Source organism: Nocardioides sp. YR527 (genome assembly GCF_900101045.1).
GTDB lineage: Bacteria > Actinomycetota > Actinomycetes > Propionibacteriales > Nocardioidaceae > Nocardioides.
Window position 1 is genome coordinate 1 of record NZ_FNFN01000014.1, and the last position, 13145, is coordinate 13145.

Consider the following 13145-nt stretch of genomic DNA (forward strand, 5'->3'; position numbering starts at 1 on the left):
GTCTCGGAGGCCCGCCAGATACGGGCTATTACTTACCCTCGCAGCTCAGCGTGCACGCCCCTGGATCCCCTGGAATACCCCACACCCGATATCTCTCGGATGGATAGGGCACGCCTCTTTCGAGGTGGTCGGCCTTCACATTTACGCCTGCGCCGAGCCTACCACACAAAGCAAAACCAGTGAACCCAATCAGGGACAGGTATCCCAACCAAAGCCCAGACCGCTGCTGGAAGGCGCGCAAGACAGGTAAATGGCACCCAACCCGGACCCCCTGGTTCGAAATCTCCCAACCCAGACAACGTATTGGCCCCACCCGCGCTGGAAGTCCGCACGAGACCAACGGACACACGTCCGCTCCCCCAGCGACCCCCGGAAAGGCGCAACCGAACCCGCTACCCTCTGTCACCGATGACCATGACCGAGATCGGCGCAGCCTACGACAGCCGCGCAGCTGAGTACATCGACCTGTTCGGAACGATCGACCAGCTCGCCGAGCGCGACCGAGAGACGATCACCACCTGGCGAGACACCACGTCCGGCCGTCTCCTGGACGCCGGCTGCGGCCCTGGGCTCTGGAGCCAGGAGCTCACCACGAACGGCGTACGCGAGGTGGTCGGCCTCGATGCCTCGGCCGAGTTCGTCACCGCCGCACGAGCGCGATATCGAGACGCCAGCTTCCAGCGAGCGGACCTCGCCGCGCTCCCGCTGGGCGACCGCTCGATCGGCGGCATCCTGGCGTGGTATTCGATCATCCACACCCCACCAGCCGACCTGCCTGCGATCCTGGGCGAGTTCGCCCGCGTGCTCGCGCCTGGCGGATCCGCGCTGATCGGCTTCTTCGACGGCGAGCCCGGCGAGGCGTTCGACCACGCGGTCCACACCGCCTACTACTGGTCGCCTGGGGCCCTCGGCGACCTGCTCGCACCGCACGGGTTCACCGTCGCGCAGGCGAGGACACGCCAGGACCCGGGTGCGCGCCGCCGCCAGGGTGATCTGGTGGCGACGCGCACGGAGTGACCTGTCGGTGCGCCTCAGTAGTGGCGTACGCAGTCGCGCAGGGTGAGCGCGGTCTCCATGGCCGCCGCGGCGGCCTCGTAGCCCTTGTCCTCGCTGGACCCCTCGAGCCCGGCCCGGTCGAGCGCCTGCTCCTCGTTGTCACAGGTCAGCAGACCGAAACCGACCGGAACCACGTGGTCGATCGCGACCCGGTTCAGCCCGTCGGTCGCGGCCGAGCAGACGTAGTCGAAGTGCGGGGTGCCGCCGCGGATGACGACACCCAGCGCGACGATGGCGTCGTAGCCCGACTTGGCGAGCGCGGCCGCGGCGACCGGGAGCTCGAAGGCGCCCGGGACCCGGACGACGGTCAGGCCGCCGACGGCGGCGTCCTTCAATGCCCGCTCGGCGCCGTTCAGCAGGCCGGCCATGACCTCGTCGTGCCAGCGCGCGGCCACGACGGCGACCCGCAGGTCGCTCGCGTCGACGACCTCGGGGGCCGGGGCTCCCTTGCCACTCATCGGTTCTCCTCATTCAGATCGCGCCCGGACAGATCGGGCAGCGCGTGACCCATCCGGTCACGCTTGGTCAGCAGGTAGGCGAGGTTGTGCTCGTTGGGGCGCGGGGTCAGCGGCACCCGCTCGGCGACCTCGACACCGTACGCCTCGAGGTGGCTCACCTTCTCGGGGTTGTTGGTCAGCAGGCGCACCGAGTCGACCTTGAGGTCACGCAGGATCTGCGAGGCGGCGCCGTAGTGGCGCGCGTCGGCAGGCAGTCCGAGGTCGAGGTTGGCGTCGACCGTGTCGCGACCGCCGTCCTGGAGCTGGTAGGCCTGCAGCTTGGCGAGCAGCCCGATCCCGCGGCCCTCGTGCCCGCGCAGGTAGACCACCACACCGCAGCCCGCCTCCGCGATCCGCGAGAGAGCCTCGCGCAGCTGCGGCCCGCAGTCGCAGCGCCGCGACCCGAAGACGTCCCCGGTCAGGCACTCCGAGTGCACGCGCGCGAGCACCGGGTCGCATCCGGCGATGTCGCCGTAGACCAGCGCGACGTGCTCGACCTGGTCGTCGATGGTGCGATAGCCGTACGCGGTGAAGTCACCGAACTCGGTGGGCAGCCGGGTCGACGCCTTGCGCTCGACCAGCACCTCCGTACGCCGCCGGTAGGTGACCAGGTCGGCGATCGAGATCATCGCCAGACCGTGCTCGTCGGCGAACTCCCGCAGCTGCGGGGCGCGCTGCATGGTGCCGTCGTCGTTGACCAGCTCGACCAGCGCACCGGCAGGCTCCAGCCCGGCCAGCCGGGTCAGGTCGACCGCAGCCTCGGTGTGGCCGACCCGCACCAGCACTCCGCCCTCGCGTGCCCGCAGCGGGAAGACGTGCCCCGGCCGGGTCAGGTCCCCGGCCCCGGAGTGAGGCCCGGCGAGCAGCCGGGTCGTGAGCGCCCGGTCGGCGGCCGAGATGCCGGTCGAGACGCCCTCGCGGGCGTCGACCGAGACCGCGTACGCCGTCTGCTTGCGGTCCTCGTTGACACGAGTCATCGGCGGCAGGTCGAGGGCGTCGAGCCGCTCGCCCGGCAGCGCCACGCAGATCACGCCGGAGGACCAGCGGATCGCGAACGCCATCACCTCAGGGGTCGCCAGCTCGGCGGAGAAGATCAGGTCTCCCTCGTTCTCCCGGTCCTCGTCGTCGACGACCACGACCGGCTTCCCGGCCGCCAGGTCGGCGATCGCGTTCTCGACCGGATCCAGCCGGACCCCCACGTACTGCTCGGTGCTCTCGATACTGCTGTGCTCGATGTTCACGGCCGAACCCCTCCCAGAAGCTTCTCGACGTGCTTGGCGATGATGTCGGTCTCGAGGTTGACCTCGTCGCCGACGGCCCGGAACCCCAGCGAGGTACGCGCCAGGGTCTCGGGGATGAGGCTGACCGTGAACGACTCGTCGCTCACCGAGACGACGGTGAGGCTGATCCCGTCGACCGCGATCGAGCCCTTCTCGACGACATAGCGAGCCAGCTCCGGATCCAGGGAGATCGTGACGACCTCCCAGTGCTCGCTGGGCTCACGCGAGACGACCCGCCCGACTCCGTCGACGTGCCCCTGGACGATGTGGCCACCGAGCCGCGTGGTCGGCGTGACCGCGCGCTCCAGGTTGACCTGGTCGCCGACCGAGATCGCGTGCAGGCTGGTCCGCTTGAGCGTCTCCAGCATCACGTCCGCCGTCCACTCGCCCGGCCCCAGCGTGGCCACGGTCAGGCAGCAGCCGTTGACCGCGATGGAGGCTCCCAGCTCGGCGTCCGACAGCACGGTGGCCGCGGAGATGGTCAGGCGTACGGCGTCGCCCTGGTCCTCGATCCCGGCGACGGTGCCGAGCTCCTCAACAATCCCGGTGAACATCACTGCTCCCCTTTCTGTGGTTCCAGAATGAACCTCACGTTCGGCTCCTCGCCTGGAGCAGCCGGTGCGAGCACGTCGACAGAGCGCACCCGCGGCCGGAAGGCGTCGGAGATGGTGGTGATCTTGAGGTCGGCGACGGCCGAGCGGCCCGCGCCGAGCAGGAACGGGGCGACGTAGACGACGATCTCGTCCACGAGGCCCGCGTCCAGGAAGGCCGCGGCCAGCGTCGGCCCGCCCTCGAGAAAGACATGGCGGCGCTCCCGCTCCCACAGCTCGGCCAGCGCCGAGTGCGGGTCGCGGGTGCGGAGATGAAGAGAAGGAGCCTGGGCGTCGAAGATCCGGCGGTCCGCGGGGACGTCGCGCTCGCCCATGACGGCCCGCAGAGGCTGTACGCCGACCGGCCGGTCCTCCAGGTCACGGACCGTCAGCGCGGGGTCGTCGACCTCGACCGTGTTGGTCCCGACCAGCATGGTGTCGCTCAGCGCCCGCAGCTTGTGGGTGTCGAGTCGCGCGGCGCGCGAGGAGACCCAGCGCGAGGTGCCGTCGGCGGCGGCGCTGCGCCCGTCGAGGGTGGTGGCGAACTTCCAGGTGACGTAGGGGCGCTGCAGCTCGGCCGCGCGGGTCCAGACCCGGTTGAGGTCGCGGGACTCCGCGACGTACAGGCCCTGCTCGACGTCGATCCCCGCCTCCTTCAACCGCTCCGCTCCCCCGGCAGCGACCGGGTTGGGGTCGGCCTGGGCGTAGACGACGCGAGCGACGCCGGCGTCGATCAGCGCCTGCGAGCACGGGCCGGTGCGGCCGGTGTGGTTGCACGGCTCGAGCGTGACCACAGCGGTCGCCCCACGCGCGGCCTCCCCGGCCTTCGCCAGGGCGTCGACCTCGGCGTGCGCCGTCCCGGGCCCCCGGTGGAACCCCTCGGCGATCATCGACCCCTCCGCCCCCAGGAGTACGCAGCCCACCCGAGGGTTCGGATAGGTGGCAGGCCCCGGGGCACCGATCGCAGCGGCCAGATCCAGGGCGCGACGCATCGCCCCCGGCTCCGGGTCACGCTGGTCCAAGCACTTCATCTGATCCCCTCTGGTCCGTCTCGCGGACTCCGGGGGTCAGGCTCGATACATCGCGCCGCACCCTGTCGAATCAGGGTGGTCACGACGAATCGGGCTGCGTGCGTCTTCCCATCCGGACTTTAACCGTCGGTCCAGGAGTTTCACCTGGTCAACCGATGACTGGCTGTCATCGGGTCGCGGACTTCTGAACTTTCGTCCAGTCACCGCCGGCTCGGAATTTCACCGACCCCAGAGCACGCGAGCACAAGCTCGTCTACGACCAAGTGTGCCACACGAGTGGCACGACACCTGATCAGGCGTCGAAGGCTGAGACGGCCTTGTCCCGCAGCGCGTTGATCATCGCGTCCGGGTCGTCGGCCGAGTAGACGGCGGAGCCGGCGACGAAGACGTCGGCACCGGCCTCGGCGCAGCGCTCGATGGTCTCCAGCGAGACGCCACCGTCGACCTGAAGCCAGGTCTCGACACCGTGCTTGTCCATCATCGACCGCGCCCGGCGAATCTTGGGCAGCACCAGATCGAGGAACTTCTGCCCGCCGAAACCGGGCTCGACGGTCATCAGCAGCACCATGTCGAGCTCGGCCAGCATGTCCTCGTACGGCTCGATCGGGGTCGCCGGCTTGAGCGCCATCGAGGCGCGGGCTCCCTTGGCGCGGATCTCGCGGGCCAACCGGACCGGGGCCTTGGTGGCTTCGACATGGAAGGTCACCGAGCCGCAGCCGGCCTCGACATAGGCCGGCGCCTCGCGGTCGGCGTTCTCGATCATCAGGTGGGCGTCGAGCGGCACCGACGTGGACCGCGCGATCGCCTCGACCATCGTCGGACCGAAGGTCAGGTTGGGCACGAAGTGGTTGTCCATCACGTCGACGTGGATCCAGTCGGCGCTGGGGATCCGGGCGACCTCGGCCCCGAGGGCGGCGAAGTCGGCGTTGAGGATGGACGGAGTGATCTGGATGTGGCCCACGGAAGGCACCCTAGATGACCCCGAGCGCTCAGAGGGCAGCCAGGTCTGCGTACGTCATTCCCTCGAGCGTGTCGCGGAAGACCCGGCGCTCGCCGGGGGCGACGGGGACATGGTTCTCAACGACCAGGACCGTGCATCCGGCGGCCTCGGCGGAGCGGGCTCCGGTGTTGGAGTCCTCCACCGCGATGGTGTCCTCGGCCGCGACGCCGAGAGCGGCGGCCGCGGTGAGGTAGGGCTCGGGGTGGGGCTTGCCGTTGCGCACCATGTCCCCGGTGACGATCACCTTGAAGGTGCCCTCGGGAAGCTGCTGGAGGATGGGGCCGACGAACCGGGCGTACGACATCGTCACCAGCGCGCACGGCACACCCTGCTCGAACAGGTCGGTGAGCAGCTCGCGCGCTCCCGGGCGCCACGGCACCTCGCGCTCGACCTGTTCGACCACGCCGTCCAGGAGCATCTCGACGATCTCCTCGGGCTCGTGCGGAAGGCCCATCCCCTCCTTGACCAGCCGAGCCGACTCGATCAGCGCGTTGCCGACCAGCTCCATCGCCTGCTCCTCGGACCACGTCGTTCCGAAGCGCTCTGCGATCGCGTACTCCGCCGCGATCCAGTAGGGCTCGGTGTCGACCAGGGTGCCGTCCATGTCCATGAGAACAGCCGCGGGTTTCATGGCGGGAATCTTGCCACAGCGTCTTTGCCCGAGCGCTTCCCGCCGCGTCAGCGGACGTACTCGTCGAAGGTGCGCTGGCCGAGGAACGGGGCGACGTGCTGGGCGAGGATGCCAACCGGGACGGTCTCGCGCTTGAGGACGCCGTACTCCTCGGGCCAGCTGCCGTCGCGGGGTAGCTTGAAGGAGCCCATCAGCATGTCGATCACGGGCAGGTGGATGGCGTAGTTGCGATCCCAGTAGTCGAGGTGCCGGGCGTGGTGCCAGTGGTGGTAGCGGGGCAGGACGATCAGATATTCGAGAAAGCCGAACCGGATGCCGAGGTTGGCGTGCGCGACGACCGCCTGGATGCCGACGAGCACGGCATACGCGTTGACGACCGAGGTCGAGAAGCCCAGGAACAGCAGCGGCAGCAGCACGATGCTGCGGGTCAGCACGGTCTCGACGAAGTGCACCCGCGAGCCGGCCAGCCAGTCGAGCTCGGGGCTGGAGTGGTGCACCGCGTGGAAGCGCCACAGCACCATGATCCGGTGGTAGCAGCGGTGCAGCACCGCCTGGGCGAGGTCGGCGAGGAACACCGCCAGCAGGAACGCCACCACGAACGGCAGGTCCTGGATCCACGCCTGCACGCCCGGCACCTTCACCGTCGAGACGACCAGCGACGTCGAGGTGGTGACCAGGATCAGGATGAGCTGAACGAGGACGTGGCTCATGAAGAAGTAGCCCGCGTCCGTGCGCCACCCGGGCCGGAAGACCGGCACCGGACGCCGGGCGAAGGCGTGCTCGAGCGGGATGAAGACCAGCGCGGAGAAGAAGAGGGCGAGCACGAACCAGTCGAGACCGAGCGAGAACGGAGTGTCCTCCACCGGGCCGTCGAACGGCACCTCGGTGCCGCCGAGCAGCACGGCGACGGTCGCCGTCCCCACGCCGACGAACGCCAGCCGCTTGTGCTGGTCGCGCAGCACCGCGATCGTGCCCGCGAAGAACGCGGTCGCGAGGCCGATCAGGAGCAGCGTACGAGCGAAGTCCTCGGTGTAGACGGCGCGGAACTCGCGGCTGGTCAGCAGCTCGGGGAAGTGGAAGCAGAGCACCGTGGCCAGGCTCAGGACGCCCAGGAAGCACGAGGCGGCGGGCGCGAGCAGGTGGTGGCGCAGCAGGGCGAAGCGCGGCCGGCGCGGGGCGGCTTCGGTCCCGGATCGCGTCTCGACTTCGGTCTCGACCTCGGTCTCGGTCGTGGGCATGGTCTCGGGCATGGCAGCAGTCTTGTCATTGCCCGCCGCCCGCGCCTGAGCCCACGTACTCAATCGATGCGTGCCCGTCGACGACGGCGCGTCGTGTCGACTCCCCCAGATCCGCACCGGGTCCGGAAATCTCTGCGAGACTTCGACGCATGGGAAAGAGTGCGTCGCCGGACGCTGGGTTCTGGGAGCGCGCCGCCGCCTGGAAGGCCGTGCTCTTCATCGTGGCCTATCTCGCGTTCTACCTGGCCGTGGGCCAGCTCATCGGCCGGCTGTTCGGCGGCCAGATCAACGACGACGACGTGCTGGCCGACCCCTCCAGCATCGTGTTCGGGATCGCGCTCGCGATCGCCGTCGGTGCGATCGCGCTGCTGGTCTTCGCCGCCCGTGTCGGCTGGCTCAGCGCCATCTTCGGGCCACAGCCGATCCGTGGGCGGGCCTGGATGTGGATCGCGCCGGCCCTGATCGTGGCGGCCATCGTCGCGCACGTCATCGGGATCGACTGGGGCCGCTGGAGCGGAGGCCAGATCGCCGCGCTCGCCTTCGTCGGCCTCTGTGTGGGCCTCGCCGAGGAGATCGCGACCCGGGGCGTCGCGGTCAAGATCCTTCGCGACGCCGGGCACCCCGAGGTCTTCGTCGCCGTCGGGTCCTCGCTGCTGTTCGCGCTCATGCACACCGTGAACATCTTCTCGGGGATGGCGGCCACGACGGTCGCGGTCACGGTCGTCTACACGTTCGGGTTCGGCATGTGCATGTACCTCACCATGCGCGTCACCGGGACCATCTGGGCGGCGATCGTGCTGCACGCCCTCACCGACCCGACGACGATCCTGGCCGCGGGCGGCCTCGACGAGGCCGGTGCCGGCCAGGGCGGTGGGGAGACCGCGATGATCGCCACGACGCTCACCGTCGTGCTGGTCGTGTTCGCGCTGGTCGCCGCCTTCCTCGTCCGCGGCAGGGTGTCGCCCTCCGCCCGGGCGGAGGTCCCCGGAGCCTGACCTCTCCGGCGGACTCAGCGCGGCTCGCCCTCCTGAGGATCCGGAACGAGCCGCCTCTTGACCATCTTCCCGGTCGGGGTGCGCGGCAACGAGTCGCGGAAGTGGATCTCGCGGGGCACCTTGTAGTGGGCGATGCGGTCGCGGGCGTGCCCGGTCAGCTCCGCGGCCAGCTCCGGCGACGGATCGACCCCGGGCGCCGCCTGAACGAAGGCGGCGACCCGCTCCCCCATCTCCTCATCGGGGACGCCGATGACGGCGATGTCGGCGACGGCCGGATGGAGGCTGAAGAGGTCCTCGATCTCCTGCGGATAGATGTTCACCCCGCCGCTGATGATGGTGAACGCGACCCGGTCGGTGAGATAGAGGAAGCCGTCCTCGTCGAGGTAGCCGACGTCGCCGACCGTCGTCCACGACGGATGCTCCGGGTGCTTGGCGGCATCGGTCTTGGTGGCGTCGCCGAGGTAGGCGAAGCTGCGGTCGTTGCGCTCGAAGTAGATCGCGCCGACCTCGCCAGGACCGACCTCGTCTCCGCCCTCGCCGACGATGTGCGGGATGCCGATGATCGGCCGGCCGACGGAGCCGGGGTGCTCGAGCCAGGTCGCGGAGTCGATCGCGGTCGCGCCCATGCCCTCGGTGGAGGCGTAGTACTCCTCGATGATCGGCCCGAACCACTCGATCATCCGGCGCTTGACCTCGACCGGGCAGGGCGCCGCGGCGTGGACCACGCACTGCAGCGAGGAGATGTCGTATGAGGCACGTACGTCCTCGGGCAGCTTGAGCATCCGCACGAACATCGTCGGCACCATCTGGGTGTGGGTGACGCCGTGGCGCGCGATCGCGGCGAGCGCCTGCTCGGCGTCGAAGCGCTCCATCATCACCAGGGTGCCGCCGTAGGCGTGCACCACACCGCCGAACCGCAGCGGCGCGGCATGGTAGACCGGCGCGGGCGAGAGGTAGACCGAGGAGTCGTCGAAGGCGTACGTCGTGCCGAAGACGAGCGGGTAGACGTATCCCGGCTCTCCGACCGCGATCTCCGGCAGCGGCGACCTGATCCCCTTCGGGCGGCCGGTGGTGCCCGAGGAGTAGAGCAGGTCGTCGCCATGGGACTCGGCGATCGGCTCGTCACCGGCGGCCGCCAGCGCCTCCTCGTAGGAGGCGTATCCGGCCACCTCGCCGCCGTAAGCCAGCCGGTCGGCCACCTCGACCTCCAGCGTCGCGGCGGCGGGTACGTCCGCCGAGACCACCAGCGCCTTCGCCCCGCAGTCGGTGACGATGTAGGCGACCTCGTCGGCGGCGAGGTGGCTGTTGACGGCCGTGACGTAGAGCCCGGAGCGCAGGGCCGCCCAGTAGACCTCGTAGGCCTCGGGCCGGTTGTCGGTCAGCAGCGCGACGACGTCGCCATGCTCCAGCCCGCATGCCCGCAGGTGACGCGCCAGCCGGAGGCTGCGGTCCTCCAGCTCCTGGTAGGTGAGCACCCGCCCCGAGCCCGCCATCACGATGGCGGGCTTCTCGGGGGTGCGTGCGGCCCAGACCGCGGGGAACACGGCCGACCTCAGCCCTGGGTCCGCAGCTCGGTCTTGCGCACCTTGCCGCCCGCGTTGCGGGGCAGGACCTCGAGCACGACGAGGTCCTTGGGGAGCTTGAACCGGGCCAGTCGGGTGGTCAGGAACTCGTTGAGCCCTTCGAGATCGAGGCTCTCGCCCGGCTTGAGCGCGACGTGCGCCACCGGCACCTCGCCCCACTTCTCGTCGGGACGGCCGATGACCGCCGCCTCGAGAACCGCCGGGTGGGCGTGGATGGCGTTCTCGACCTCGGCGCTGTAGATGTTCTCGCCGCCGCTGATGATCATGTCCTTGGCCCGGTCCACGACCCAGACGAAGCCCTCCTCGTCCTGGCGGACCAGGTCGCCGGAGTGGAACCAGCCACCGACGTACGCCTTCTCGGTGGCCCCGATGTTGTTCCAGTAGCCCTGGGTGACCGAAGGGCCGCGGTAGACGATCTCGCCGACCTCCCCGACGGGCACGTCGTTCATCTCGCCGTCGACGATCCGGTACTGGATGGTGGGGATCGGGCGTCCGACCGAGCCGAGCTTGCGCAGCGACTCCTCCCCGCGCAGCACGCAGGTGATCGGCGAGGTCTCGGTCTGCCCGAAGACAGCGACGTTCAGGGCGGAGGGGAAGGTGTCGGCCATCGCCTTGAGCAGGGTCTCCGAGGCCGGGGCTGCGCCCCAGGAGATGATGCGCAGCTTCAGGTCGCGCTCCTTGATGCCCGGCAGCGCACAGATGGCCTGCCACTGCTGGGGCACGTTGAAGACGACGGTCGCGCCCTCGCGCTCCCAGGCGTCGACGACCTCGCCCGCGTCGAAGGCGCCGAGCGGATGGATCACGCTCGGGATGCCGAGCAGGAAGTTGGCAGCGAGCGAGCCGAGGCCGGCGATGTGGAAGAACGGCGCGGTCATGAACGCGATGTCGGACTCGTCACCGAGGTCGTTGCACCGGATGCAGGTCAGCGCCTGCATCTGCATGTTGTGATGCGTCAACATCGCGCCCTTGGGCTTCCCGGTGGTGCCCGAGGTGTACATGATCAGCGCGACCGAGTCCTCGGAGATGTCGCCGAGCTCGATCGGCTCGCTCACCTCGACCAGGCTCTCGTACGTCTCCATCCCCTCGGCCTCGCCGATGACGATCCGGGTCGCGAGCACGGGGGCGAGACCGGCGGTGGCCGCGGCGAGCGGGGCGAGGAGCTGCTCGGTCACGATCACGGTCGCGCCGCTGTCCTCGACCAGCCCGGCGATCTCCGGCGGGGCCAGGCGGGCGTTGACCGGCACCGCGATCGCTCCCAGGCTGTTGATCCCGAAGACCGCCTCGACGAACTCGGGCCGGTTGAGGGTCAGCAGGATCACCCGGTCGCCCTCCCCGACGCCGCGCTCGCGCAATGCGCCGGCGAAGCGCAGCGAGCGCTCGTGGAGCTGCTTCCAGGTGGTGTTCACCCCGAGAAAGCGCAGCGCCGTCGCATCGGGTCGCATCACCGCGTGCCCGGCGGTCTGGCTCATCCAGTGGCTGCGGAACGTCCAGGCCGGGGCCTGCGTCACTCGGTCGCTCATCGATCTCCCTCTCCCAGTCGGAACCGTGATGTGGGTTCCGTCACAGCATTTTTTAATACAGATTCATATTCGCACGCAAGGGTCATCTCAACAAGGAGCCCGTGGCGAGTCGGCTCGTCCTCACCGCACAAGCAGCCGAGTCGGCTCGTTCGAACGAGCCGACTCGACGCGAATCTCGGTCAGAACGAGCCGACTCGACGCGAATCTCGGTCAGAACGAGCCGACTCGACGCGAATCTCGGTCAGAACGAGCCGGCTCGGCGGGGTCAGGCGGGGGCGGACTCCTCGGTCAGCGCCGGGTGACGGTGGTCGCGAAGGCGGAGTAGCCGTGCAGGGCGGTCCGTACGGCCGGGTGCTCGCGGACCGCGTGCAGCCCGGCGAGCTCGCAGATCTGGTCGACCATGCGCTCGATGTAGTCCTCCAGGATCGCCGAGATCTCCTCGTCGCGGGACTCGCCGAGGAACCCGGAGACCGCCAGCCAGGCGTCCTTGCGGGCGACGACCATGTCGACCCACTCGGCCACACTGCGACCGACCCGGGAGCCACGTGCCCACCCACACCTTCCGGGTCAACGGCGAGCAGATCAGTGTCGAGGCTGAGGACCGCGTACGCCTGCTCTGGGTGCTCCGCGACCTGCTCGGCGTCACCGGCCCGAAGTACGGCTGCGGGATCAACGTCTGCAAGGCCTGCACCTCCCACCTCAACGGTCGTGCGTTCAACCCGTGCGCGGTCCCGGTGGCCGACCTGGGGCCGGACGACGAGTCACCACGATCGAAGGGCTCCCCGCCACCGTCGGCGAGGGTCCCGAGGGGCTGCACCCGATGCAGCAGGCGTGGCTCGAGCACGACGTCGCCCAGTGCGGCTACTGCCAGCCCGGCCAGATCATGGCCGCCGCCGACCTGGTGCGGCGCGTCTCGGCCGAAGGTCGCACCCTCACCGACGCCGACCTGGACACGATCCGCAACATCTGCCGCTGCGGCACCTACCCGCGGATCCGCCAGGCGATCGCCGACGGCGCCGCCCGGATGCCATAAAACTGAATCTGTATTAGAATTTCGCCCGTGGCATCGAAGTCCGAGAAGACCCGCAAACGCATCCTGGACGCGGCGGCGACCGTGCTCTCACAGAGAGGATACGCCGGTATGCGCCTGGGCGAGGTCGCGGAGGTGGCCGGGGTCCAGGCGCCGGCGATCTACTACTACTTCGCCTCCCGCGACGAGCTGGTCGAGGAGGTCATGTGGTCGGGCGCGCACGACGTACGCGTCCACGTCGAGGAGGCCGTCGCGGCGCTCCCCGACGGCAGTGCTCCTCTCGACCGGATCATGACCGCGGTCGACGCCCACCTCCGCTACGAGCTGGAGATCTCCGACTACGCGACCGCCTCGATCCGCAACGCCCGGCACGTGCCCGAGGCGCTGCGGGACCGGCCGGCGGCCGAGGAGTCGCTCTACAGCCACATCTGGCGCGACCTCTTCGACGAGGCGAAGAAGGAGGGCGCGATCCGGGACGACCTCGACATCACGACCTTCCGGATGCTCCTGCTCGGTGCGATGAACTGGGTCGTGGAGTGGTGGCGGCCCGAGACCCGCAGCCTCGAGGAGGTCATCGCCGTCGCCCAGGACATGGTGCGACGGACGGTCACCGGCCCCTGACCGGTGACCTGACCGGCCGAGTCGGCTGGTTCGTACGCCTCGAGACGCCGAGTCGGCTCGTCATGACGAGCCG

At 69.6% G+C, this 13145-nt stretch carries 14 protein-coding genes and 1 riboswitch; of the genes, 4 read left to right on the forward strand and 10 right to left on the reverse strand.

Annotation, left to right across the window (positions count from 1 at the left end; genetic code table 11):
* Positions 1 to 408: 408 nt before the first annotated feature.
* Positions 409 to 1017, forward strand: coding sequence for a class I SAM-dependent methyltransferase (locus BLT25_RS28035; protein ID WP_091052924.1), 609 nt, complete (start codon positions 409 to 411; stop codon positions 1015 to 1017).
* 14 nt (positions 1018 to 1031) lie between these two features.
* On the opposite strand, the gene ribH is transcribed toward BLT25_RS28035, so the two are convergent.
* The 7 genes from ribH to BLT25_RS28070 form a co-directional block, all read right to left on the reverse strand.
* Positions 1032 to 1514, reverse strand: a complete 483-nt coding sequence (gene ribH, locus BLT25_RS28040) for a 6,7-dimethyl-8-ribityllumazine synthase (RefSeq protein WP_091052926.1) — start codon at positions 1512 to 1514, stop codon at positions 1032 to 1034.
* Entirely contained in the window at positions 1511 to 2794 is a 1284-nt protein-coding gene (locus BLT25_RS28045; protein ID WP_371113358.1) for a bifunctional 3,4-dihydroxy-2-butanone-4-phosphate synthase/GTP cyclohydrolase II, read from the reverse strand. The genes ribH and BLT25_RS28045 overlap by 4 nt, the downstream gene beginning before the upstream one ends.
* Positions 2791 to 3387, reverse strand: coding sequence for a riboflavin synthase (locus tag BLT25_RS28050; protein WP_091052928.1), 597 nt, complete (start codon positions 3385 to 3387; stop codon positions 2791 to 2793). Before BLT25_RS28050 ends, BLT25_RS28045 begins: the two co-directional genes overlap by 4 nt.
* A complete protein-coding gene (ribD, locus tag BLT25_RS28055; RefSeq protein WP_091053043.1) occupies positions 3387 to 4445 on the reverse strand; it encodes a bifunctional diaminohydroxyphosphoribosylaminopyrimidine deaminase/5-amino-6-(5-phosphoribosylamino)uracil reductase RibD in 1059 nt (352 codons plus the stop codon). Before ribD ends, BLT25_RS28050 begins: the two co-directional genes overlap by 1 nt.
* A 103-nt stretch (positions 4446 to 4548) precedes the next feature.
* A riboswitch (FMN riboswitch) is annotated at positions 4549 to 4695 on the reverse strand.
* A gap of 51 nt (positions 4696 to 4746) precedes the next feature.
* The gene (gene rpe, locus BLT25_RS28060; RefSeq protein ID WP_091052930.1) at positions 4747 to 5415 is read right to left on the reverse strand and encodes a ribulose-phosphate 3-epimerase; all 669 of its coding nucleotides are present in this window, start codon (positions 5413 to 5415) and stop codon (positions 4747 to 4749) included.
* Positions 5416 to 5443: 28 nt separating this feature from the next.
* Positions 5444 to 6085 carry an HAD family hydrolase gene (locus BLT25_RS28065; RefSeq protein WP_256328846.1) on the reverse strand — a complete coding sequence of 214 codons (642 nt, stop codon included), beginning with the start codon at positions 6083 to 6085 and terminating at the stop codon, positions 5444 to 5446.
* A 47-nt stretch (positions 6086 to 6132) separates the two neighbouring features.
* Positions 6133 to 7335 (reverse strand): sterol desaturase family protein, encoded by a 1203-nt coding sequence (locus BLT25_RS28070; protein ID WP_218131510.1) that lies wholly within the window; start codon positions 7333 to 7335, stop codon positions 6133 to 6135.
* A 137-nt stretch (positions 7336 to 7472) separates the two neighbouring features.
* Here BLT25_RS28070 and BLT25_RS28075 point away from each other — a divergent pair, with 137 nt between their 5' ends.
* A complete protein-coding gene (locus tag BLT25_RS28075; RefSeq protein WP_091052932.1) occupies positions 7473 to 8318 on the forward strand; it encodes a CPBP family intramembrane glutamic endopeptidase in 846 nt (281 codons plus the stop codon).
* A gap of 14 nt (positions 8319 to 8332) precedes the next feature.
* Here the strand turns inward: BLT25_RS28075 and BLT25_RS28080 are convergent, their stop codons facing one another.
* From BLT25_RS28080 to BLT25_RS28090, 3 genes are all read right to left on the reverse strand, one after another.
* Complete coding sequence (locus BLT25_RS28080) at positions 8333 to 9862, reverse strand: acyl-CoA synthetase (protein ID WP_091052934.1); 1530 nt, start codon at positions 9860 to 9862, stop codon at positions 8333 to 8335.
* An 8-nt stretch (positions 9863 to 9870) separates the two neighbouring features.
* On the reverse strand, positions 9871 to 11421 hold the full coding sequence (locus BLT25_RS28085; RefSeq protein ID WP_091052936.1) for a long-chain-fatty-acid--CoA ligase: 1551 nt from the start codon (positions 11419 to 11421) through the stop codon (positions 9871 to 9873).
* Positions 11422 to 11709: 288 nt separating this feature from the next.
* Positions 11710 to 11943 (reverse strand): hypothetical protein, encoded by a 234-nt coding sequence (locus BLT25_RS28090; RefSeq protein ID WP_091052938.1) that lies wholly within the window; start codon positions 11941 to 11943, stop codon positions 11710 to 11712.
* A 199-nt stretch (positions 11944 to 12142) separates the two neighbouring features.
* Here BLT25_RS28090 and BLT25_RS30560 point away from each other — a divergent pair, with 199 nt between their 5' ends.
* Together BLT25_RS30560 and BLT25_RS28100 are read left to right on the forward strand one after the other, a co-directional pair.
* Positions 12143 to 12454, forward strand: a complete 312-nt coding sequence (locus BLT25_RS30560; RefSeq protein ID WP_256328847.1) for a (2Fe-2S)-binding protein — start codon at positions 12143 to 12145, stop codon at positions 12452 to 12454.
* A gap of 27 nt (positions 12455 to 12481) precedes the next feature.
* Positions 12482 to 13072: a TetR/AcrR family transcriptional regulator gene (locus BLT25_RS28100; protein WP_218131511.1), complete on the forward strand. Its 591-nt coding sequence runs from the start codon at positions 12482 to 12484 to the stop codon at positions 13070 to 13072.
* Positions 13073 to 13145 lie beyond the last annotated feature (73 nt).

Excerpts from the sequence above, each read along its gene's own strand:
- BLT25_RS28035 (WP_091052924.1), top strand. The coding sequence starts at position 409 with ATGACCATGACCGAGATCGGCGCAGCCTACGACAGCCGCGCAGCTGAG.
- ribH (WP_091052926.1), bottom strand. The coding sequence starts at position 1,514 with ATGAGTGGCAAGGGAGCCCCGGCCCCCGAGGTCGTCGACGCGAGCGAC.
- BLT25_RS28050 (WP_091052928.1), bottom strand. The coding sequence starts at position 3,387 with ATGTTCACCGGGATTGTTGAGGAGCTCGGCACCGTCGCCGGGATCGAG.
- BLT25_RS28065 (WP_256328846.1), bottom strand. The coding sequence starts at position 6,085 with ATGAAACCCGCGGCTGTTCTCATGGACATGGACGGCACCCTGGTCGAC.
- BLT25_RS28070 (WP_218131510.1), bottom strand. The coding sequence starts at position 7,335 with ATGCCCGAGACCATGCCCACGACCGAGACCGAGGTCGAGACCGAAGTC.
- BLT25_RS28075 (WP_091052932.1), top strand. The coding sequence starts at position 7,473 with ATGGGAAAGAGTGCGTCGCCGGACGCTGGGTTCTGGGAGCGCGCCGCC.
- BLT25_RS28085 (WP_091052936.1), bottom strand. The coding sequence starts at position 11,421 with ATGAGCGACCGAGTGACGCAGGCCCCGGCCTGGACGTTCCGCAGCCAC.